Here is a 22,046-nt window from a genome sequence, read left to right on the forward strand (position 1 = left end):
ATGTTAATAAACGACGGTTTCTCCATCCTGCGGGATAGAAACCACATCGGCAATCTGATTATCCAGCGCATACTGGCGCATCTCTTCCCGACTCACCAGGCAGTGGTTGACCGCCTCGAGGTGGATAGCCATGATTTTCGCTTCCGGCAGGGCGAAGTGCACGTTCAGGAGATCTTCCTTGCCCATGATAATCGGGCCAAAGCCGATGACGTGGGCGTAGCCGGCGTTGAGGACCACCACGTCCGGGCGCAGCTTCAGCAGGTCGGCTGCAATGTCATCGCGCCAGATAGTATCCCCCACCAGCCACAGCGTCTTCTCCTGCGGATGGCGAAACACCACGCCGCAGGCCTCGCCCAGGCGTTCAGCCATCGCCGGCACCGCGTAGGTGCGGTCGCTGCCATGCTGCCCGGAGGTGGTTTTCAGCAGACGCACGCCGGCAAATTCGCTGTCTGACGACAGCAGGCGCAGATCCTGAAATCCCTGGCTGCGCAGCAGCGCGGCGTCGGCCTCATGCTGGGCGAACACCGGCAGGGTTTTCGGGATCGCGGCGATCGCCGCCGCGTCCCAGTGATCGTCATGGGTGTGGGTGACGATCACCGCGTCAACGTCGACAATTTTATCGCGGGAAAACGGCAGCTCAACCAGCGGATTGCGCAGTTCGCTGCGCGCGGTGCCCGGAAAACCCGGCCAGGCGCCTTTGTCCGCCAGCATCGGATCGATGAGAAATCTTTTCCCGGCGTAGTGAATAATCTGGGTCGCATTACGGATGTGGGTGATGTTCATGTTGGCGTTCCTCTGGGGGTCATCTGACGAACATCGTACTGAGTCCCCGCCTGGCTCAACAGGGGCGTTTGGGCAATGATCGATGAAATCGGGCCAACCTGCGGCGGTTGCCATCCGCCTCCGGCTATGTTGTTCTTAAGGCTCAATTTTTGACAGGAGTGGCAGGATGAAAAAGAAACTGACCGCCGCCGATATGCACGACCCGCAGGTCATCGCCGAGACGCCGTGGTTCAGCATGCGTAAGGTGGGTATTGATGTCGCCCCCGGCGAGCGCCGCGACTTTTATTCCATTCATTACCCGCGCCCGGCGGTGGGGATTGTGGCCATCCAGGATGAGAAAGTGCTGCTGATTCGCCACTACCGCTACCTGATCGATAAGGTGGTGTGGGCGATCCCCTCTGGCGGCGTCGATGAAGAGGAAGACCCGGCGGTCGCCGCGCTGCGCGAGCTGCGGGAAGAGACCGGCTGGCAGGCGCAACGCGTTGAGGAGATCATTCGCTTTAACCCCTCCTACGGCAGCAGCGATCAGCTGTTTATCACCTGGCTGGCCACCGGTTTACGCTGGGTGGGGATGGATGCAGATCAGGATGAGGTGATGGAGACCGGCTGGTTTACCTTCGACGAGATAAACCAGCTGATCGCCCGCGGCGAGATGCCGGACGGGCTGTCGCTGGTGCCGCTGCTGCAGCTGATGGCGCAGCGGCGAAGCGGCCCGCTTACGGCTTAAGCATCCGCCAGCGGAACCACAGTTGGGCCACGAGGATCAGCACGCCGCCGATAATCTTCTGCAGCGGCAGCTGTTCGCCGTACCACAGCGCGGCGGCAATGACCGTCAGCAGCGGTTCGAGCACCATGATGATCGCCGCGCTGGCCACCGCCGCGTACTTCTGCCCCTTCATCTGCAGACCGAAGCGCAGGCTGGTGGCGATGACAATGCTGGCCACCAGCCAGCCGAGAGTCGGCAGGGTCATCGGCTGGTCCCAGCGTTCAACGGCAGCGGAGATGGTCAACCCGACGATACCGGTGATCGCCAGCTGCACGGTGGTCAGGGGGATCAGCGGTACTTCACGCGCGCAGCGGCTGGTGTAACAGAACCAGATCGACTGCACCAGCGCCGTCAGCAAAAACCAGCCCTGGCTGGGGTGGAAAGCTATCGGCATATGCAGACTGAGCAGCCCCAGGCCTACCACCGCGATCGGCAGGCACTCCCACCAGGCGCGCGGCGGGCGCACCTTCATCATCACCCATGCGGTCAGCGGGACGAACATCATCGACAGGCTCATGATAAACGCCCCTTCGCCGAGCGACGCCGTCGTGGAGACCGAATAGATCCACAGGCAGAGGTTGAGCGCAAACCAGAGTCCGCTGATGATGAGTTTTGGCCAGTGCTGCTTTTGCGGGCGAAAACCGCGGCAGAACGGCAGCAGAAGCAGCGCGGCGAAGAAAAAACGCAGCCCAAGAAACGCGAACACCGGCATGCCGGCGATCGCCTCGCGGGAAAATATCCAGCCGCAGGCGGCAATCACCGTCGCGGCAATCAGCAGCAGGTCAGCCTGCCGTTGGCGTACCATACGCACCTCTCCCTGTGTGTTGGCTTACCAGCCAGGCACCGCGCCGCCGTTGAAGATAGTCTCTGCCGCCTTCGCCACCTCCGGCGACTGGTACGACTGCATAAACTCCTTCACGTTTTGCGCGTCTTTATTGTCTTCCCGGGTCACGATGATGTTCACGTAGGGCGAGTTTTTATCTTCGATAAAGATGCCGTCACGAACCGGCGACAGCCCGGTTTGCTGCAGGTAGGTGGTGCTGATGATAGCCACGTCGACTTTGGGATCGTCGAGTACGCGCGGCAGTTGCGCCCCTTCCAGCTCCATGATCTTCAGGTTATGCGGGTTGTCGGTGATATCCACCGCCGTCGGCAGCAGGCCGGTCCCGGCTTTGAGGGTAATCAGCTTCTCTTTTTGCAGCAGCAGTAGCGCCCGCCCGAGGTTGGTCGGATCGTTGGGGATAGCGATCGTCGCGCCGTCTTTCAGTTCGGCGACTGACTTGATCTTGCGCGAATAGCCGGCCATCGGGAAGACGAAGGTATTCCCGACCGCCACCAGATGATAGTTATGCGCTTTGTTGTCCTGCTCAAGGAAAGGCCGATGCTGGAAGACGTTGGCGTCCAGATCCCCGGCGTTGGTCGATTCGTTAGGCAGCAGCGAGCCGCTGAATCCCACCAGCTCGACCTCCAGACCGTACTTCTCTTTGGCCATCTTCTTCGCCACTTCCGCTACATCCTGCTCGGCGCCGTTAATCACGCCCACCTTAATGTGCTTCGCTTCATTACCCTTTTGGTCGCAGCCGACCAGCGCCAGACCCGCCAGCATTACCGCGGCGGCGGCCCGTAAACGTAATCTCATCCTCTTCACCCTGTCTGTCCTGACTGTCATTGTTTTTTTCGTGCAAAACTATAGCGACTTTCGGGTCGGGTAATAAACAGCAAACCACGCAACTGGAAATAAAATCATCTTCGCGAAACGCGAGGCGCTAGCCCCGTCGCCACTCGCCCGGCGTCACGCCATAGCGCATTTTGAAGCGCTTCGAGAAGGACGCCAGCGACTGAAAGCCGCAGCGTTCGGCAATGACCTCGAGGTTGGTCTGACGCTCCAGGCGCAGCAGCCGGGCGGCCAGCGCCATTCGCAACTGCGACAGCCACGCCTGCGGCGTCAGGTGATAGACGCGGGCAAAATGACGGGCAAAGGTGGCCCGTGATAAAAACGCGCGGGCGGCCATACTCTCCAGCGTCCACGGTTGCTCCGGGGTCGCCATCACCGCCAGCACCGCCGGCATCAGGCGTTCATCGCTCATCAGACGCAGCAGTCCGCCGGGCGGCTGCTGCTCGCCAAGCAGCATGCGCAGCAGGAGCACCAGCAGCGTATCGCCGAGGCTGCGCACGATAGCGCTGCCGCCGGGACGCTGCGCCAGGCTCTCGCGCACCAGTATATTAAGCAGCGCGTCCAGCTCCGGGCAGTCTTCACGCGCATCGGTATGGAGATGGATCAGCGTCGATGCTTCACTGAACAGCCAGCTGACGTGCGGACCAAAATAGAATTCGCCGCACAGCATCTCCAGCGCCCCCTCCGCCGGGCCGGCGCGCATTTCCGTCACCGTGCCGTTAAACCGGTGCGCCACCGGCAGCACCTGGCCCCACTCCACCAGGCTCTCCATCAGGTGCGGCGAACCGTGGGGCAGGAGGACGACATCTCCCGCGCGCAGGTGATGGGTCTGGCCGCCGACGTTGAGCCGCCCCTCGCCGCGCAGCACCACGTGCCAGGGCACCACGCCGCTGCGCATTTGCTGGTGCCCGGCCTGCCAGCGGCCGCCGAAGCGACAGTGCAGGTTCACTTCGCAGCGCGGCGCCAGCAGCGCCAGCAGATGACTGAGACTGTCCATGCTTCTCCTGAGACGATAAGACAAAAAGGTGAGACGAAGACCGCCAGTCTAGCATGCGGCAAGCGCCTAAGATGACCCCATTGCCAACACACCCTCGATAACAACAGGAGTTAACCATGAGCCGTTTAGCAGATATCCGTGAACAAGACGCCACCGGCAAAGCCGCCGATATTTTCGCCGGGATTAAAAAAGCGATGGGCAAAGTGCCGAACGCCTATCTCACCATCGGCGGCCACTCGCCGGCGGCGCTGCAGCAGGCGCTGGCGCACAATGCGATGCTCCATAAAGGCAGCCTCAGCGCCCAGCAGCTGGAAGCGATTAATCTGTCGGTCAGCGAAGCCACCGGCTGTGACTACTGCCTGGCCGCGCACACCCTGATGGCGAAAAAAGCTGGCTTCAGCAGCGAGCAGATCCACGCCCTGCGCCGCGGGGAGTATGCGGAAGAGACGCAGCTTGATGCGCTGGTGAAATTCGCGCAGACCCTGGTGACCACCACCGGTACGCTGCCGGAAGCCGACGTCGCCGCGCTGCGCAACGCCGGTTTTAGCGACCAGCAGGTGATTGAGATTATCAGCGCCATCAGCGCCATCCTGTTCACCAACATGGTGAACCGGGTTAACGACACGGTAGTCGACTTCCCGAAAGCCGATTAATCCGTCGCGCAGCGCCGGTTTTACAGCCCCAGATCGCTGAGCCCCGGATGATCGTCCGGGCGGCGCCCCTGCGGCCAGTGGAACAGGCGCTCGCTTTCGCTAATTGGCAGATCGTTGATGCAGGCGTAGCGCGTCTGCATCAGTCCATGCTTATCAAACTCCCAGTTCTCATTGCCATACGAGCGAAACCAGTTGCCGCTGTCGTCGCACCACTCATAGGCGAAGCGCACGGCAATGCGATTCTCCTGCCATGCCCACAGCTCCTTAATCAGCCGGTATTGCTGCTCCTTGCGCCATTTTCGCTGCAGGAACTCAACAATTTGCCCCCGACCGTGGACAAATTCGCTGCGGTTGCGCCATTCGCTATCCACGGTGTAGGCCAGGGCGACTTTTTCCGCATCGCGGCTGTTCCAGCCATCTTCCGCGGCGCGGACCTTCTGGATAGCGCTGTCGCGGGTAAACGGCGGTAACGGGGGACGTTGTTCGGTCATGCTTACTCTCCTATACGGGCTAATTGCTGCTGCAGGCGCTGATTCTCCTGCTCCAGGTCATGAATACGTTGCTGCAGGTTCTGGCTGTACTCCGCCACCTGCTGCGCGCTGTAGCGCGGCGTAATGTGCTGCGGGCAGTTCCAGTCAAACGCCTGCAAATGAAAAAGAAACAGACGTTCAATGCGGGCGCGATAGTTGGCCGGCGCCACCTGCGCCAGCAGCTGCGGGTGGTCCTCTGCCGCCAGGACCTCGACGGTGGCGTAGATTTTCAGCCTGGCACGGCGCGGATAATCCATCAAAAACAGGCAGGCCCGGTCGCTGCCGCGCAGATTGCCGGTAGTAATGTACTGGCGGTTACCGCCGAAATCGGCCATCGCCAGGGTGGTGTCATCCAGCAGATGCAGAAACCCCGGCGGGCCGCCGCGATGCTGCATGTAGGGCCAGCCGCTCTGCGACACCGTCGCCAGATAAAAGCTGTCGCGGGTGGCGATCATCCCCGCTTCGCTGTCGCCGAAGCGGTCGGCCTGGCGGCGACTGCGCGGCGTTTGCCACAGCGAGTCGCTGCCCATTTCATGCTGCACATCCATCACGTCCGGGGTGATAGCGATATCGAGAAAGGTTGCTGCCATAGCGCCTCCTGTTGTCTGACGCCATCATGGACTGTACTGTGAAGAATGATAATACGGGTAAAGTGGCAATCATCTTTCCGCAAAACGGGAGAATAATGGATCGATTAAGCGCGATGGCGCTGCTGGTGAAAGTGACCGAGCTGGGGAGCATGTCGGCGGCGGCGCGGGCGCTGAATATGCCGTTGACCACCGTCAGCCGCCATATTGGCGAACTGGAGAGCGCGCTGGGCGTACGCCTGCTGGCGCGAACCACCCGCAAACTGACGCTCACCGACGCCGGGGGCGATTATGTCGCCGCCGCGCGGCGGATCCTTGAGGAGGTGGAAAACGCCGAACGCCAGGCGACGGGCGAATATCAGGAGCCAAAGGGTGAGCTGGTGATCTCCGCGCCGACGATGTTTGGACGCCAGCACGTTCTTCCGGTAATCAGTGAATTTATCGCCCGCTACCCGCTAATTCGCGTCCGTTTGCTGCTCAGCGATCGCAATGCCGACCTGGTGAGCGACCATGTCGATCTGGCGGTGCGGATTGGCGACCTGGCGGACAGCAGCATGGTGGCCACCCGCCTCGGCACCATGCGGATTGTGGCCTGCGCCCATCCGGCGCTGCTGGCGAAATACGGCGAGCCGCAGCGGCCGCGCGATCTGGCGGCGCTGCCGATCATCCGCATTGAATCGCCGATGCCCTATCGCGGCTGGCGCTTTCGCGCCGCTGAGCGCGAGGACCAGCTGATTAACCTGCCGCCGGTGCTATCCGTCACCACGCCAGAGAGCGCCGCCGATGCCGCGCGGCTGGGGGTGGGGGTGGCCCGCTTACTGCATTATCAGGCGCTGGATGGCCTGCGCCACGGGGAGCTCCGTCTGCTGCTGGAAAACGTCGAGCCGGATCCGGCGCCGGTCCATTTGCTGTATACCGCTCGGGATCTGGCGCCGCTTAAGCTGCGCAAATTTATCGATTTTGCCGCACCGGCGCTGCGTCAGGCACTGCTGCGCATCGCCGGGGCCGCTTAATGCGTCGCGGTCTTCAGCGGCGCCTCCTTTAACAGCCATGAGAGGACAAACGCCACCGCCATAATGCCGGCCGCCATCAGAAACGCCGCGTGGATCGCCGCGCCGAAGGCGTCGAGGTAGTCGAGGCGGATATCCGCGGGCAGGTGCTGGACCGCCACCGGATTCATTCCCGGCGGCAGCACCGCGCCTTCCGGCAGCAGTTGTTGCAGGTTGCTCTGCAGCACGTGCGTGAACACCGCGCCAAACAGCGCCACGCCGATGGAGCCGCCAATCGAGCGGAACAGGGTCACGCCGGAGGTGGCGACGCCGTACATCTGCGCCGGCATCGCATTCTGCACCGCCAGGACCAGCACCTGCATCACCAGCCCCAGACCCGCTCCCAGCACGCCGGTAAACAGGTACAGCTGCCACAGCGGCGAGTGAATGGTGATGCGGGTCAGCAGTACCATGCCGGTCACGCCGAGCAGGGTGCCGAGGATCGGAAACAGGCGATATTTACCGGTACGGCTGATAATCCGCCCGCTGATAATCGAGGTCAGCAGCAGGCCGCCCATCAGAGGGATCAGCTGCAGCCCGGCTTCGGTGGGCGTCGCCTCCTTCACCACCTGCAGATAGAGCGGCAGGAAGGTGACTGACCCGAACAGCGACATGCCGATGACGAAGCCGATCAGGCTGCACAGCAGGAAGCTGCGGTTGCGGAACAGCGCCAGCGGAATAATCGGCTCGGCGGCCATCCGTTCTTCGTAAATAAAGCCGATGATCCCCACGATGCCGAAGGCCAGAATGCACCACAGCTGCGGGTCATTCCACGCATGGACGCTGCCCCCTTCCGAGGTAAACAGGATGATGCACAGCAGCGCCATGCTGAGATAAATCGCCCCCAGCCAGTCAATCTGATGCTGGCTGCGTTTATTGCTGCTGTGGAATACCGCGCCGATCACCAGCAGCGCGAACAGGCCGAGCGGCAGGTTGATATAGAAGATCCAGCGCCAGGAGGCGTGCTGCACCAGAAAACCGCCGATCAGCGGGCCGATCACCGTCGCCAGGCCGAAAACGCCGCCGAACAGCCCCTGATAGCGGCCGCGGTTGGCGGGCGGGATGACGTCGGCGACCGCCGCCATGCTGATCACCATCAGGCCGCCGCCGCCGAGCCCCTGCAGGCCGCGCATCAGCACCAGTTGGGTCATATTCTGCGCCAGCCCGCAGAGCGCGGAGCCGACGAGAAACAGCCCAATCGCCACCTGCAGCACGATTTTGCGGCCGAACAGATCGCCAAATTTACCGTACAGCGGCACCGCGATGGTGGAGCTGAGGATATAGGCGGTGACCACCCAGGAAAGCTTGTCCAGCCCGCCCAGTTCGCCGACAATCGTCGGCAGCGCGGTGGAGACAATGGTCTGATCCAGCGCTGAAAGCAGCATCACCAGCAGCAATGCGCTGAACAGCAGGCGTATCGACTGCACCGGTGGGTTAGCGACTTGAGAAGTCATTACAACGCTCGCTTGAAATTAATTAAATGCATAATTAATATTTAGTGAAAGAATGAGTCGGGTCAAGAGATCGCCATATCATGACAGCACAAAAGGATCAGGATGCTCCCCGCCGCCCGGGTCGGCCGCGCGGTAAAAAACCGGGTACCGCCAACCGCGAACAGTTGATGGACATCGCCCTGACGCTGTTTGCCCGCGACGGGGCGGGCCGCGTATCGTTGAACGCCATCGCCAAAGAGGCCGGGGTGACGCCGGCGATGCTGCATTACTACTTCAGCTCGCGGGATGCGCTGGTGACTCAGCTGATTGAGGAGCGCTTTATGCCGCTGCGCAATCACATCAGCCGCATCTTTGTCGATCATCCACAGGACCCGGTACTGGCGCTGACGATGATGGTCGAGACGCTAGCGCATATGGCGGAGAAAAACGCCTGGTTCGCGCCGCTGTGGATGCAGGAGATCATCGGCGAAATGCCGATTCTGCGCCAGCATATGGATGCCCGCTTCGGCGAGGAGCGTTTTCAGGTGATGCTGGGGACGGTGCGTCGCTGGCAGCAGGAAGGCAAGATCAATCCGGCGCTGGCGCCGGAGCTGCTGTTTACCACGGTAATTAGCCTGGTGCTGGTGCCATTTTCACGCATCCACAGCGATCCGCGTTTACAGGCGGTCAACCGTCAGACCATCGTCAGCCACGCGCTGGCGTTAATGGGCCACGGCGTTGGAGGTTAAGGCGTGGTTTTGACGCTTTTGTAGTCCGGATAAGACACCACGCGCCGCCATCCGGGATTTTCCCTGCTCGCGCTACGCTTAGCAGGGCTACAACTTCTATGTTAATTCCCGGCAGATTGCGCTCCCGGTTGATTTTCTGCGTTATGTCTCTTATGCCGCAGGGAGCGCACAGCACGAACCGTAGGCCGGGTAAGGCGACAGCCGCCACCCGGCAAGAATACAGGTGCCGTGCCTGATATCCTGCCCGGCGGCGCTGCGCTTGCCGGTCCTGGGTGGGGCGAAACTACGGGAGGACTGTGTAGGCCGGATAAGGCCTTTATGCCGCCATCCGGCACAACCACAGGTACGGTACCTGACCGCCCGGGGATACCAGGATCGTTACAGCGCCTTCGACAAATAGTGGCGCTGCATGCCTGCGTGCGGGAAGTCGGGCAGCGACATCTGCAGCTGATAGCCTAATTTCTGATAAAACGGCAGCGCCTGGAAGCTAAAGGTATCCACCAGCAGATGGCTGCAGCCTTGCGCCTGCGCCTGCTGTTCCGCCTCCTGCATCAGCTCGCTCCCCAGCCCGCGCCCGCGCGTCGTCTCGCTAACCCACAGATACTCAATGCACAGCCAGTTGCCCTTGCGTTTAGCAATCAGCCCGCCCTGCATTACCCCTTGCGCATCGCGCGAGTAAATCCCCAGATCGCCAAACTGCGCCGCATCGAGATACTGCTGATTATACTGCCGCAGACCGGCAAACAGTTCTTGTTGATCGTCGGGATTAATGCTTTTTGTAATGATTAGTGTCATTAACTATCTCCAGTATCGCGCTGCCGAATGGTTATTTTCCCTCTCCACTTTCACAAAATATTCTTATTTTCTCCATGATTATTTGCCTTAATTTTTTGCGTTCTAAAAGTAAGCAAAAAAACCTTTCCATTATCGCGACGGATCGTATAATGGGGAAAAATGAGAATGATCATTCTCACCACAAAACCAGAGGAGATGCGCTTTTCACCTCCTGAAGACCGAAGAGGTTGGCTTCAGCGGAGACACAATAACAATCACGTTCAGGAACATCTGTGTTCCTTTTTTGTCATTTTCGCTCACCCGAAAATGCCTCAGCGCCCAACCTATTCCCTCGTTTTTAAATAAACGGGGCGGACGTCTTATATCTTGAGAAAATATAATGAAATACATCATAGCTCCCATCGCGACAGCATTATTTCTCCTTAGCGGATGCGATAATGCGCAGACATCTGCTCCGCAGCAACCCACGCCGGAAGTGGGCGTGGTCACCCTGCAAAGCCAGCCGGTGCCGGTAGTCAGCCAGCTCACCGGCCGCACCACCGCCTCGCTCAGCGCCGAAGTTCGCCCGCAGGTGGGCGGCATCATCCAGAAACGCCTGTTTACCGAAGGCGATATGGTGAAGGCCGGGCAGGCCCTTTACCAGATCGATCCCTCCAGCTATCGCGCGACCTGGAACGAAGCGGCGGCGGCGCTGAAACAGGCCCAGGCGCTGGTGGTCTCCGATTGCCAGAAGGCCCAGCGCTACGCGTCGCTGGTCAGGGATAACGGCGTTTCCCGCCAGGATGCTGACGACGCCGCCTCCACCTGCGCCCAGGACAAAGCCAGCGTGGAATCGAAGAAAGCGGCGCTGGAGAGCGCGCGCATTAACCTGAACTGGACCACCGTCACCGCGCCGATTGCCGGGCGCATCGGCATCTCGTCGGTTACGCCGGGGGCGCTGGTCTCCGCCGATCAGGATACCGCGCTGGCGACGATCCGCGGGCTCGACACCATGTATGTTGATCTGACGCGATCCAGCGTCGATCTCCTGCGTTTACGCAAGCAAAGCCTGGCCAGCAACAGCGACACCCTCAGCGTGACGTTAACCCTGGAAGATGGCAGTACCTATCCCGAAAAAGGGCGTCTGGCGCTCACCGAAGTCGCCGTCGATGAATCTACCGGCTCGGTAACCCTGCGCGCTATCTTCCCCAACCCGCAGCACGTCCTGCTGCCGGGGATGTTCGTCCGCGCGCGCATCGATGAAGGCATCATGAACGACGCGATCCTCGCCCCACAGCAGGGGATCACCCGCGATGCCAAAGGCGACGCCACGGCGCTGGTGGTCGATGCCGCCAACAAAGTTGAGCAGCGTACCGTGGAAACCGGCGACACCTACGGCGATAAATGGCTGGTGCTGAGCGGCCTGAAAGCGGGCGACAAGCTGATTGTCGAAGGCACCGGTAAAGTGGCCCCCGGACAGACAGTGAAGGCCGTCGCCGTCAACAATAACGGAGGCAACGCCTGATGTTCTCCCGTTTCTTCGTGCGTCGCCCGGTCTTTGCCTGGGTGATCGCCATTCTGATTATGCTCGCCGGGGTGCTGGCGATCCGCACGCTGCCGGTAGGCCAGTACCCGGATGTCGCCCCGCCGGCGGTGAAAATCTCCGCCACCTATACCGGGGCGTCCGCCGAAACCCTGGAGAACAGCGTCACCCAGGTGATCGAGCAGCAGCTCACCGGCCTCGACCATCTGCTCTACTTCAGCTCCACCAGCAGCTCCGACGGCTCGGTCAGCATCACCGTCACCTTTGAGCAGGGGACCGACCCGGACACCGCCCAGGTGCAGGTGCAAAACAAAGTGCAGCAGGCGGAATCGCGGCTGCCGAGCGAAGTCCAGCAGTCCGGCGTAACGGTGGAAAAATCGCAGAGCAGCTTTCTGCTGATCCTTGCGGTGTATGACAAAACCAACCGCGCCACCAGCTCCGATATCTCCGACTGGCTGGTCAGCAATATGCAGGACCCGCTGGCGCGCGTGGAGGGCGTCGGCAGCCTGCAGGTATTCGGCGCCGAATACGCGATGCGCGTCTGGATGGACCCGACCAAACTCGCCTCCTACTCGCTGATGCCTTCCGACGTCCAGTCGGCGATTGAGGCGCAGAACGTGCAGGTTTCCGCCGGTAAAATCGGCGCGCTACCGTCGTCCAATGCCCAGCAATTAACCGCCACCGTGCGCGCGCAGTCCCGGCTGCAAACCCCTGACCAGTTCAAAGCGATCATCGTGAAAAGCCAGGCCGACGGCTCGGTAGTACGCCTGAGCGATGTCGCGCGGGTGGAGATGGGTAGCGAGGATTACACCGCCACCGCCAATCTGAACGGCCACCCGGCCGCCGGGATCGCGGTGATGATGGCCCCCGGCGCCAACGCGCTGGACACCGCGACGCTGGTGAAAAGCAAAATCGCCGAATTCCAGCGTCAGATGCCGCAGGGTTACGATATTGCCTATCCGAAGGACAGCACCGAGTTCATCAAAATCTCGGTCGAGGACGTGATTCAGACCCTGTTCGAAGCGATTATCCTCGTCGTCTGCGTGATGTATCTGTTCCTGCAGAACTTCCGCGCGACGCTCATTCCGGCGGTGGCGGTGCCGGTGGTGCTGCTTGGCACCTTCGGGGTGCTGGCCCTGTTCGGCTACTCGATTAACACCCTGACGCTGTTCGCCATGGTGCTGGCGATCGGCCTGCTGGTGGATGACGCCATCGTGGTGGTGGAGAACGTGGAGCGCATTATGCGCGACGAAGGGCTCCCCGCTCGCGAAGCCACCGAAAAATCGATGGGCGAAATCTCCGGCGCGCTGGTGGCGATTGCCCTGGTGCTGTCGGCGGTGTTCCTGCCGATGGCCTTCTTCGGCGGTTCGACTGGGGTCATCTATCGCCAGTTCTCGGTAACCATTATCTCGGCGATGATGCTGTCGGTAGTGGTAGCGCTGACCCTCACCCCGGCGCTGTGCGGCGCGCTGCTCAGCCACTCCAAACCGCACACCAAAGGGTTCTTCGGCGCCTTTAACCGCCTGTGGGGACGTACGGAGGCGGGCTACCAGCGCCGGGTGCTCGGCGGCCTGCGCCGGGGCGCAGTGATGATGGGCGCTTACGCGCTGATTTGCGGGGCGATGGCGCTGGCGATGTGGAAGCTGCCGGGCAGCTTCCTGCCGGTGGAGGACCAGGGGGAGATCATGGTCCAGTACACCCTGCCCGCCGGGGCGACGGCGGTGCGTACCGCCGAGGTGCGCCGCCAGGTCACCGACTGGTTCCTCACCAAAGAGAAAGCCAATACCGACGTCATTTTCACCGTCGACGGCTTCAGCTTTAGCGGCAGCGGGCAGAACGCCGGGATGGCCTTCGTGTCGCTGAAAAACTGGTCGCAGCGCAAAGGGGACGACAACACCGCCCAGGCCATCGCCCTGCGCGCCACCAAAGAGCTGGGGACGATCCGCGACGCCACCCTCTTCGCCATGACCCCGCCGTCGGTAGACGGTCTCGGGCAGAGCAACGGCTTCACCTTCGAACTGATGGCCAGCGGCGGTACCGACCGTGACAGCCTGATGAAGCTGCGCAGCCAGCTGCTGGCGGCGGCCAACCAGAGCAGCGAACTGCAGTCGGTGCGCGCTAACGATCTGCCGCAGATGCCGCAGCTGCAGGTGGATATCGACAACAACAAAGCCGTCTCGCTGGGGCTGTCGCTGAGCGACGTGACCGATACGCTCTCCAGCGCCTGGGGCGGTACCTACGTGAATGACTTTATCGATCGCGGCCGGGTGAAAAAGGTCTATATCCAGGGCGAAAGCGACGCGCGCGCGGTGCCGTCGGACCTTGGCAAATGGTTCGTTCGCGGCAGCGATAACAGCATGACGCCGTTCTCCGCCTTCGCCACCACCCACTGGCAATACGGCCCGGAAAGCCTGGTGCGCTACAACGGCTCCGCCGCCTTTGAGATCCAGGGCGAAAACGCCGCCGGCTTCAGCTCCGGCGCGGCGATGGACAAGATGGAAAAGCTGGCCGACAGCCTGCCGGCGGGCTCCACCTGGGCGTGGAGCGGCATTTCGCTGCAGGAAAAGCTGGCCAGCGGCCAGGCGATGAGCCTGTACGCCATCTCGATTCTGGTGGTGTTCCTGTGCCTGGCGGCGCTGTATGAGAGCTGGTCGGTGCCGTTCTCGGTGATCATGGTCATCCCGCTCGGCCTGCTTGGCGCGGCGCTGGCGGCGACGCTGCGCGGCTTAAGCAACGACGTCTACTTCCAGGTGGCGCTGCTGACCACCATCGGCCTGTCGTCGAAAAACGCCATCCTGATCGTGGAGTTCGCTGAATCCGCCGTGGATGAGGGGTATTCGCTCTCCCGGGCGGCGATCCGCGCCGCGCAGACTCGCCTGCGCCCGATTGTCATGACCTCGCTGGCGTTTATCGCCGGGGTGCTGCCGCTGGCCATCGCCACCGGCGCCGGAGCCAACAGCCGCGTGGCGATCGGCACCGGGATTATCGGCGGCACCCTGACGGCCACCCTGCTGGCGGTGTTCTTCGTACCGCTGTTCTTCGTGCTGGTGAAGCGTCTCTTCACCCGCCAACGTCCTTCTCAGGAGTAAGGTATGTTTCGTTTAAGTTTTATGTTTATCGCGCTCCTGACCGCGGGCTGCGTCTCGCTTGACCCGCATTATGATCGCCCGGCCGCGCCGGTGCCGGCCACCCTGCCCGGGGCGCACGGCGAATCGACGGCGGTGGTCGGCGACTGGCAGAAAGTGGTCAATGACGCGCGGCTGAAAAAAGTGGTCAGCATCGCGCTGAACAGCAACCGCGATGTGCAAAAGGCGCTGGCCGATATCGAGGCCGCGCGCGCCCAGTATGGCGAAACGCGGGCATCGCTGTTTCCCACCGTTGATGCCGAACTGAGCCACACCCGCAGCAAAACGGTGGCCAGCGGCCTGAGCTCCGCTTCACAGGCCGACGGCGCGGTCTCCAGCTTCGAACTGGACTTGTTCGGCAAGAACCAGAGCCTGTCGCGCGCGGCGCGCGAAACCTGGCTTGCCAGCGAATTCACCGCGCAGAATACCCGGCTGACGATGATTGCCGATTTGACCACCGCCTGGGTGACGCTGGCGACGGATAACAGCAATCTGGCGCTGGCGCAGCAGACCATGGACAGCGCGGCAAACTCGCGCAACATCGTCGCCCGCCAGATGGCGGTTGGCACCGCCTCAGCCGGCGATGTAAGCTCGGCGGAAAGCGTCTATCAGCAGGCGCGCGCCAGCGTCGCCAGCTATCGCACGCTGGTGGCGCAGGATAAAAACGCCATTAACCTGCTGGCGGGGGAAACCGTGCCGGAGAGCCTGCTGCCCGGCACTCTCGAGAGTCTCGGGGATAACAGCATCGCGCTGGTGCCGGCGGGCGTGTCGTCGTCGGTGCTGCTGCGTCGGCCGGACATTCAGGAAGCGGAGCACAATCTGAAGAGCGCCAATGCCGATATCGGCGCGGCGCGGGCGAACTTCTTCCCGTCGATTTCCCTGACCGCCAGCGCCGGGGTCGGCAGCGACTCGCTGTCGTCGCTGTTCAGCCACGGGATGCAGGTGTGGTCGTTCGCCCCCTCCATCAGCCTGCCGCTGTTCACCGGCGGCAGCAACCTGTCGCAGCTGCGCTATGCGGAAGCGGAGAAAAAGGGGCTGATCGCCACCTACGAGAAATCGATTCAGAGCGCGTTTAAGGACGTTGCCGATGCGCTGGCGCGCCGGGAAACGCTGAGCGAAGAGCTTGATGCTCAGCGGCAGTATGTCGCCGCCGAGCAGACATCGCTGGATATCGCCATGAAGAGCTATCAGGCCGGGGTCGGCGATTATCTGTCGGTGCTCACCGCTCAGCGCACGCTGTGGTCGGCGAAAACGACGCTGCTGTCCCTGCAGCAGACCGACCTCAATAACCGGATCACCCTCTGGCAGTCGCTGGGCGGCGGCGCCAGTTAAACTTACCCGCCGGGCGACCGAGCCCGGCCTCTACAAGGAATCGTTATGGCACGTGTTTCCCTCTCCTGGGCGCTGATCCTCGGCCTGCTGTCGGGTATCGGCCCGCTGTGCACGGATTTTTATCTACCGGCGCTGCCAGAGATCACTCAGCAGCTGCAGGCCACCAGCACCCAGACCCAGCTGTCGTTGACCGCCGCGCTGATTGGTCTCGGCCTGGGTCAGCTGTTTTTCGGCCCGCTGAGCGACCGCATTGGCCGCCTGAAACCGCTGGCGCTGTCCCTGCTGCTGTTTATCTTCTCTTCGGCGATGTGCGCCCAGACCCGCGATATCAACATGCTGATTGTCTGGCGCTTTTTACAAGGCTTCGCCGGCGCCGGCGGCTCGGTGCTGTCGCGATCCATTGCCCGCGATAAATACCAGGGCACCCTGCTGACCCAGTTTTTCGCCCTGCTGATGACCGTGAACGGCATTGCGCCGGTGCTGTCCCCGGTGCTGGGCGGCTACGTCATCACCGCCTTCGACTGGCGAATTCTCTTCTGGACGATGGCCGCCATTGGCGGCGTGCTGCTGGTGATGAGCCTGGCGATCCTGCGGGAAACGCGGCCGGCCACAGCGGCGCATGCCGCCCGCCAGCAACGCGGCCAGCCGGTGCTGAAAAATCGCCGCTTTCTGCGCTTCTGCCTGATTCAGGCCTTTATGATGGCCGGGCTGTTCTCCTACATCGGCTCTTCTTCCTTCGTGATGCAGAGCGAATACGGCATGAGCGCCATGCAGTTCAGTCTGCTGTTCGGTCTGAACGGTATCGGGCTGATCATCGCCGCGATGATCTTTTCCCGTCTGGCGCGCCGCTTTAGCGCCGAAAGCCTGCTGCGCGGCGGCCTGACGCTGGCCGTGAGCTGTGCGGCGATCATGCTGCTGTTTGCCTGGCTGCATCTGCCGGTGCTGGCGCTGGTCGGCCTGTTCTTTACCGTGTCGCTGATGAGCGGCATCAGCACCGTCGCCGGCGCGGAGGCGATGAGCGCCGTCGACGCCGCGCAGTCCGGGACCGCGTCCGCGCTGATGGGCACCCTGATGTTTGTCTTCGGCGGCATCGCCGCGCCGCTGGCGGGTCTCGGCGGCGAAACGATGCTGAAAATGAGCCTCGCGATGGCCATCTGCTACCTGCTGGCGCTGCTGCTGGGCCTCAGCAAACCGCGCGACGCACGCTAATCTCCTGCTGCGGTAATAAAATATTCCAGATTTATTACCGCACTATTTCCCGCCATATCTGCCATTCTCGTATTATTCTCCACGTACTAATCGTGATACCCTTCACAGGAAAGGAATAAATAATTCCTTATACTGCGCGCCACTGAGAATAACGAGGTTTCTATGAGTATCGACCTGAGCAAACTGCTGACCGAGCGACGTAACGCCAACAGCGCCAACATTGACACCCTCTCCACCCTCGAGATGCTGACGGTGATAAACCAGGAAGACCAGCAGGTAGCCCAGGCGATAACGCCCTATCTGCCGCAGATTGCCGAGGTGGTGGATAAGGTCGCGGCGGCGCTGCAGGCCGGTGGCCGCTTGATTTACATTGGCGCGGGTACCTCAGGGCGTCTGGGGATCCTCGATGCCAGCGAATGCCCGCCAACCTTCGGCACCCGCCCGGAGCAGGTGGTGGGGATCATCGCCGGCGGACATAAAGCGATTCTCAGCGCCGTGGAAAACGTGGAAGACAACAAAGCGCAGGGGGCGATGGATCTGCAGAACCTGAACTTCAGCAACCGCGATGTGCTGGTGGGGCTGGCGGCCAGCGGACGCACGCCGTACGTCATTGGCGCCATGGAATACGCCCATAGTCAGAATGCCTTTGTCGCCATCGTCAGCTGTAACCCGCATGGCGAAATGGCCCAGCTGGCGGACGTGGCGATCACCCCGGTAGTCGGCCCGGAAGTGGTCACTGGCTCTACCCGCCTGAAAGCCGGCACCGCGCAGAAGCTGGTGCTGAACATGATCTCCACCGGGGCGATGATCCGCGTCGGCAAGGTGTACAGCAACCTGATGGTCGACGTTGAAGCGACCAACGCCAAGCTGATTGAGCGCCAGGTCTCTATCGTGATGGAGGCGACCGACTGCGATCGTCCCACTGCCCGGAAGGCGCTGGAGGCCTGCGGCCGCCACTGTAAAACGGCGATCGTGATGGTGCTGGCGGACTTAAGTGCCGAAGACGCGCAGTCGCTGCTGGCAAAAAACAACGGCTATATCCGCAAGGCGCTCAGCAACACCTGAGCACCGACAGACAGGTAACGGGCAATGGCAAAAATAACGAAAGAGATGATAGCGCGGATCCTCGCCCACGTGGGCGGCGCCGCAAACGTCGCGCAGGCGGGCAACTGCATGACGCGCCTGCGCTTGACCCTGCGCGATGAAAGTCTGGCCGACAGCGCCGCCATCCGCCAGATTGACGGCGTGATGGGGGTGATCGTCAGCGACGAGCAGTTCCAGGTGGTGCTCGGCCCCGGCAAGGCGCAAACCGCCGCCGAAATGATGAACGGCCTGCTGGAGGCGGCGCCCGCCGCCGCGCCGACGCTGGCCGACGTCGCGGCGGAGAAAAAGCAGGCGCTGAAGGGCAGGCAGACCAGCGCGGTGCAGAAGTTTCTCGCCAAATTCGCCACCATCTTTACGCCGCTGATCCCCGGCTTTATCGCCGTCGGGCTGCTGCTGGGCTTCGCCACCCTGGCGGAACAGGTTTTCGTACTGGAGAACGCCCATCCGAACGCCAGCCTGGTGGCGCTGATTGGCTATATGAAGGTCTTCAGCAAAGGGATGTTCACCTTTCTGAGTATCCTGATTGGCTATAACGCGCAGAAGGCGTTCGGCGGCTCCGGCGTGAACGGCGCGATTATCGCCTCGCTGTTCGTGCTGGGCTACAACCCGGAGGCAACTAGCGGCTTCTACGCCGGCATTTCCACCTTCTTCGGCCATGGCATCGATCCGCGCGGCAATATCATCGGCGTACTGATCGCCGCTATCCTTGGCGCGTGGGTTGAACGCCAGGTGCGGCGGGTGATGCCGGCCAACCTCGATATGATCCTCACTTCGGCGGTGACGCTGCTGATCATGGGCGCGGTGACCTTTACGGTGATCATGCCGATTGGCGGCTGGTTGTTTACCGGCATGTCGTGGCTGTTCTTGCATCTTAACGGCAACCCGTTTGGCTCGGCGGTGCTGGCCGGCCTGTTCCTGCTGGCGGTGATGTTCGGCGTCCATCAGGGGTTTGTCCCGGTCTATTTTGCGCTGGTGGACGCCCAGGGCTTTAACTCGCTGTTCCCGATCCTGGCGATGGCCGGGGCCGGGCAGGTGGGGGCGGCGCTGGCGCTGTTCTGGCGGGCGAAGCGCGATTCGCTGCTGCGAACCCAGATTAAAGGGGCGATTATTCCGGGCTTCCTCGGGATTGGCGAGCCGCTGATCTACGGCGTCACCCTGCCGCGGATGAAGCCGTTTGTCACCGCCTGCCTCGGCGGCGCCTGCGGCGGGTTCTTCGTCGGACTGATCGCCTGGCTGGGGCTGCCGGTCGGCCTGAACACGGTGTTCGGCCCGTCCGGTCTGGTGGCGCTGCCGCTGATGACCTCCGGCAGCGGAATTTACGCCGGGATGGCGGCCTACGCCGGCGGGCTGGCGGTCTCCTACCTGTGCGGCTTTGTCCTCACCTGGCTGTTCGGCAGTAAAAATGTCGATTTAAGCTAGAACGCGACTATCGGTTAATGCCCGGCGGCGGCTTCGCCTTACCGGGCCTGCAAAATAGTTACGCCGCCGCGCCCGACTACCATTTCCTGCCCCGCCGCCCGGGCGCGCGCATGCTATGATTCCCCTTTGTCATATTTCGCTTGAGGAAAAGATGGGCTCCAGCAAAAAAGGGATGCTGAACGTACTGATTGCCGCCGTGCTGTGGGGCAGTTCCGGGGTGTGTGCGCAATTTATTATGCAGGAAAGCCAGATGTCGTCGCCGTTTCTGACCATGACGCGTCTGCTGTTCGCCGGGCTGATCCTGCTGATGCTCGGCTTTGTTCACGGCGACCGCATTTTCCGCGTGCTGCAAAACCGCCGCGACGCCCTAAGCCTGCTGTTTTTCTCGCTGTTTGGCGCGCTAACCGTGCAGTTCACCTTTCTGATGACCATTGAAAAGTCCAATGCCGCCACGGCCACGGTGCTGCAGTTTCTGTCGCCGACGATCATCGTCGCCTGGTTCGCCCTCGCCCGCAAAGCGCGTCCCACTCCGCTGGTGCTGGGGGCTATCTGCACCTCGCTGGCGGGCACCTTTCTGCTGGTGACCCACGGCAACCCAACGACGCTGTCGATTTCGCCGGCGGCGCTGTTCTGGGGGATCGCCTCGGCGTTTGCCGCCGCCTTTTATACCACCTATCCTTCAACGCTGATTGCCCGCTACGGGACGCTGCCCATCGTCGGCTGGAGCATGCTGTTCGGCGGCGCGATGCTATTGCCGTTTTACGGCGGCCAGGGCACCGATTTTGTGGTTAACGGCAGCCTGCTGTTAGCTTTTTTCTACCTGGTGGTGATCGGTACTTCGCTGACCTTCAGCCTCTATCTCAACGGCGCGCAGAAGATTGGCGGCGCAAAGGCAGGGATCCTCAGCTGCGCCGAACCGCTGAGCAGCGCCCTGCTGTCGCTCCTGCTGCTGGGGATCACCTTCACGCTGCCGGACTGGCTGGGCACTCTGCTGATCCTCGCGTCGGTGGTGCTGATCGCCATCGACTCGCGGCGGCGGGTGAGAGCCGCCTGAGCAGGCGATAAAAAGCGCATTTTCAATAAGTTAAACTGACCACTATTTGCGTGTTTTCCCGCCTGCGCATATAGTTGACGGAAGCGATTACGGAAGGAGAAGCCTGATGAAAGCATGTTGGATGGTATGCCTGGTCACCGCCCTGAGCGCCACGTCGGCGTGGGCCGAATCACCGCTGCAAAGCCTGCAGTTCGAGCAGCAAAAACAGCAGGTGCTCAAAGCGGTGAAGGAAAAATGCGCGCCAGCAAGCCACCTCAGCGACAACGATTTTGCCAATAAAGTGCTGGCGACCGACGGTAACAAGAACGCGGTCCGCGAAGCAACGCTGGCGAAGGAGCGCAATAACCAGAAAAGCTACCAGGCCGCAATCGACAAAATCGTCTGTCCGGCCAAATAGCGGTTATTTCAGCCTCGCGACCAGCGTTTTCCAGTCAAACGGCGTCAGCTGCCTGTAGCTCAGGCTACGGGCGGCCATCTGCTCCGGCAGCTGGCGCTGGCTTTTCGCGATCGCCTCGCTCATTATCCCGGCGCTCCCCACGTCACGCAGGGTTTTCACCACCTCTTCCATCTCTTCGCTGCGCCGAATGCCATGTTCCGCCACCCGGCTGATCAGATAGTCGGGGAACGCGCCTGTCCAGCCCAGAGAGGGGAAACTATGATGCAAGGAGCTAAGCACCTCCTCCTCAACGCCGTATTCACGAGCCGCGAACAGGCATTCTGTGGTAAGCGCTTCAAGACCTTTGATCATCACGCTACGGCACATTTTTATCGCCGACACCTGGCCCACCGTACTGGCGCCATAGCGGGCATTCAGCCCCAGCCCCTGCAGACGCGGCGCGATCGCCTCCGCCTGCGGCCCGCCGATCAATAACGGTGTCTGCAATCGGGCCGGCGGTACCGGCGCCATCACCGCGACATCGATGTAGGCGCCCGGCAGAAAATGTTCAGCCGCCTGCCGTTTCGTCTCCGGCGCCACGGAGTTGAGATCGAGGAAATATTGTCCCGGCTGCAGCAGCGCGGCCGCCTGCTGCGCCACCTTTAGCGCCTCACCGGCGGTCACAGTAGAAAAAACCAGCGTGGCCCCCTCCAGCGCCTGCGCCAGCGAATTTCCCACCTGAACGCGCGAATCACGGGCTTTTTTGCCCATCGCCTCTCGCTCCGGGCCATTGAGCTTGCAATCCCAAATGGTCACCGCATGCTCACGGGCCAGATCCGCCGCCAGAATGCCACCCGCCTCGCCAAAACCAATAAACGCGATTGTCAT

General features: G+C 61.8%; 23 protein-coding genes. 13 read left to right on the forward strand and 10 right to left on the reverse strand.

Annotated features, from left to right (window positions below; translation table 11 throughout):
* Positions 1–3: 3 nt before the first annotated feature.
* A complete protein-coding gene (locus RRF55_RS05830) occupies positions 4–783 on the reverse strand; it encodes an MBL fold metallo-hydrolase (protein ID WP_032415820.1) in 780 nt (259 codons plus the stop codon).
* A 166-nt stretch (positions 784–949) separates the two neighbouring features.
* Here RRF55_RS05830 and RRF55_RS05835 point away from each other — a divergent pair, with 166 nt between their 5' ends.
* Positions 950–1,510 carry an NUDIX domain-containing protein gene (locus RRF55_RS05835; RefSeq protein WP_004186204.1) on the forward strand — a complete coding sequence of 187 codons (561 nt, stop codon included), beginning with the start codon at positions 950–952 and terminating at the stop codon, positions 1,508–1,510.
* On the opposite strand, the gene RRF55_RS05840 is transcribed toward RRF55_RS05835, so the two are convergent.
* The 3 genes from RRF55_RS05840 to RRF55_RS05850 form a co-directional block, all read right to left on the reverse strand.
* Entirely contained in the window at positions 1,500–2,354 is an 855-nt protein-coding gene (locus tag RRF55_RS05840; protein WP_002922972.1) for a DMT family transporter, read from the reverse strand. The two genes, RRF55_RS05835 and RRF55_RS05840, sit on opposite strands and share 11 nt — an antisense overlap.
* A gap of 24 nt (positions 2,355–2,378) precedes the next feature.
* Positions 2,379–3,188: a lipoprotein NlpA gene (gene nlpA, locus RRF55_RS05845; protein ID WP_032415821.1), complete on the reverse strand. Its 810-nt coding sequence runs from the start codon at positions 3,186–3,188 to the stop codon at positions 2,379–2,381.
* A gap of 127 nt (positions 3,189–3,315) precedes the next feature.
* On the reverse strand, positions 3,316–4,221 hold the full coding sequence (locus RRF55_RS05850) for an AraC family transcriptional regulator (RefSeq protein WP_004150236.1): 906 nt from the start codon (positions 4,219–4,221) through the stop codon (positions 3,316–3,318).
* Positions 4,222–4,337: 116 nt separating this feature from the next.
* Here RRF55_RS05850 and RRF55_RS05855 point away from each other — a divergent pair, with 116 nt between their 5' ends.
* Entirely contained in the window at positions 4,338–4,874 is a 537-nt protein-coding gene (locus RRF55_RS05855) for a carboxymuconolactone decarboxylase family protein (protein WP_004151510.1), read from the forward strand.
* A 20-nt stretch (positions 4,875–4,894) separates the two neighbouring features.
* On the opposite strand, the gene RRF55_RS05860 is transcribed toward RRF55_RS05855, so the two are convergent.
* The gene (locus tag RRF55_RS05860; protein WP_002923016.1) at positions 4,895–5,365 is read right to left on the reverse strand and encodes a nuclear transport factor 2 family protein; all 471 of its coding nucleotides are present in this window, start codon (positions 5,363–5,365) and stop codon (positions 4,895–4,897) included.
* A gap of 2 nt (positions 5,366–5,367) precedes the next feature.
* Positions 5,368–5,994 (reverse strand): pyridoxamine 5'-phosphate oxidase family protein, encoded by a 627-nt coding sequence (locus RRF55_RS05865; RefSeq protein ID WP_032415822.1) that lies wholly within the window; start codon positions 5,992–5,994, stop codon positions 5,368–5,370.
* A 38-nt stretch (positions 5,995–6,032) separates the two neighbouring features.
* On the opposite strand from RRF55_RS05865, the gene RRF55_RS05870 reads away from it, so the two are divergent.
* Positions 6,033–7,004: a LysR family transcriptional regulator gene (locus RRF55_RS05870; RefSeq protein WP_072196386.1), complete on the forward strand. Its 972-nt coding sequence runs from the start codon at positions 6,033–6,035 to the stop codon at positions 7,002–7,004.
* Here RRF55_RS05870 and RRF55_RS05875 read toward each other — a convergent pair.
* A complete protein-coding gene (locus tag RRF55_RS05875) occupies positions 7,001–8,494 on the reverse strand; it encodes an MDR family MFS transporter (RefSeq protein WP_004145022.1) in 1,494 nt (497 codons plus the stop codon). The two genes, RRF55_RS05870 and RRF55_RS05875, sit on opposite strands and share 4 nt — an antisense overlap.
* A gap of 80 nt (positions 8,495–8,574) precedes the next feature.
* On the opposite strand from RRF55_RS05875, the gene RRF55_RS05880 reads away from it, so the two are divergent.
* Positions 8,575–9,222: a TetR/AcrR family transcriptional regulator gene (locus RRF55_RS05880; protein WP_004181564.1), complete on the forward strand. Its 648-nt coding sequence runs from the start codon at positions 8,575–8,577 to the stop codon at positions 9,220–9,222.
* A 378-nt stretch (positions 9,223–9,600) separates the two neighbouring features.
* Here RRF55_RS05880 and RRF55_RS05885 read toward each other — a convergent pair whose 3' ends face one another.
* Complete coding sequence (locus RRF55_RS05885) at positions 9,601–10,017, reverse strand: GNAT family N-acetyltransferase (RefSeq protein ID WP_004173879.1); 417 nt, start codon at positions 10,015–10,017, stop codon at positions 9,601–9,603.
* On the opposite strand from RRF55_RS05885, the gene RRF55_RS05890 reads away from it, so the two are divergent.
* Entirely contained in the window at positions 9,992–10,108 is a 117-nt protein-coding gene (locus RRF55_RS05890; protein WP_014343452.1) for a hypothetical protein, read from the forward strand. The genes RRF55_RS05885 and RRF55_RS05890 overlap by 26 nt on opposite strands.
* On the opposite strand, the gene RRF55_RS05895 is transcribed toward RRF55_RS05890, so the two are convergent.
* On the reverse strand, positions 10,068–10,190 hold the full coding sequence (locus RRF55_RS05895) for a hypothetical protein (RefSeq protein ID WP_004150240.1): 123 nt from the start codon (positions 10,188–10,190) through the stop codon (positions 10,068–10,070). The genes RRF55_RS05890 and RRF55_RS05895 overlap by 41 nt on opposite strands.
* A gap of 206 nt (positions 10,191–10,396) precedes the next feature.
* Here RRF55_RS05895 and eefA point away from each other — a divergent pair, with 206 nt between their 5' ends.
* From eefA to RRF55_RS05935, 8 genes are all read left to right on the forward strand, one after another.
* On the forward strand, positions 10,397–11,521 hold the full coding sequence (gene eefA / locus RRF55_RS05900; RefSeq protein ID WP_004150241.1) for a multidrug efflux RND transporter periplasmic adaptor subunit EefA: 1,125 nt from the start codon (positions 10,397–10,399) through the stop codon (positions 11,519–11,521).
* Complete coding sequence (gene eefB / locus RRF55_RS05905) at positions 11,521–14,628, forward strand: multidrug efflux RND transporter permease subunit EefB (protein WP_004151514.1); 3,108 nt, start codon at positions 11,521–11,523, stop codon at positions 14,626–14,628. Before eefA ends, eefB begins: the two co-directional genes overlap by 1 nt.
* 3 nt (positions 14,629–14,631) lie before the next feature.
* On the forward strand, positions 14,632–15,996 hold the full coding sequence (gene eefC, locus RRF55_RS05910; protein WP_004145029.1) for a multidrug efflux RND transporter outer membrane subunit EefC: 1,365 nt from the start codon (positions 14,632–14,634) through the stop codon (positions 15,994–15,996).
* Positions 15,997–16,041: 45 nt separating this feature from the next.
* Complete coding sequence (locus RRF55_RS05915; protein WP_064153819.1) at positions 16,042–17,205, forward strand: multidrug effflux MFS transporter; 1,164 nt, start codon at positions 16,042–16,044, stop codon at positions 17,203–17,205.
* Positions 17,206–17,367: 162 nt separating this feature from the next.
* The gene (gene murQ / locus RRF55_RS05920; RefSeq protein WP_032447953.1) at positions 17,368–18,270 is read left to right on the forward strand and encodes an N-acetylmuramic acid 6-phosphate etherase; all 903 of its coding nucleotides are present in this window, start codon (positions 17,368–17,370) and stop codon (positions 18,268–18,270) included.
* Between the two features lie 24 nt (positions 18,271–18,294).
* Positions 18,295–19,728, forward strand: coding sequence for a PTS N-acetylmuramic acid transporter subunit IIBC (gene murP / locus RRF55_RS05925; RefSeq protein WP_087830471.1), 1,434 nt, complete (start codon positions 18,295–18,297; stop codon positions 19,726–19,728).
* A 151-nt stretch (positions 19,729–19,879) separates the two neighbouring features.
* Entirely contained in the window at positions 19,880–20,782 is a 903-nt protein-coding gene (locus RRF55_RS05930) for a DMT family transporter (RefSeq protein WP_002923118.1), read from the forward strand.
* Between the two features lie 106 nt (positions 20,783–20,888).
* Positions 20,889–21,179 carry a YicS family protein gene (locus RRF55_RS05935; protein ID WP_002923120.1) on the forward strand — a complete coding sequence of 97 codons (291 nt, stop codon included), beginning with the start codon at positions 20,889–20,891 and terminating at the stop codon, positions 21,177–21,179.
* Positions 21,180–21,182: 3 nt separating this feature from the next.
* On the opposite strand, the gene RRF55_RS05940 is transcribed toward RRF55_RS05935, so the two are convergent.
* Positions 21,183–22,046 carry an NAD(P)-dependent oxidoreductase gene (locus RRF55_RS05940; protein WP_004901505.1) on the reverse strand — a complete coding sequence of 288 codons (864 nt, stop codon included), beginning with the start codon at positions 22,044–22,046 and terminating at the stop codon, positions 21,183–21,185.

The sequence above is a fragment of the Klebsiella sp. K47 genome (assembly GCF_051858335.1).
In the GTDB taxonomy this organism is placed as follows: Bacteria; Pseudomonadota; Gammaproteobacteria; order Enterobacterales; family Enterobacteriaceae; genus Klebsiella; species Klebsiella pneumoniae.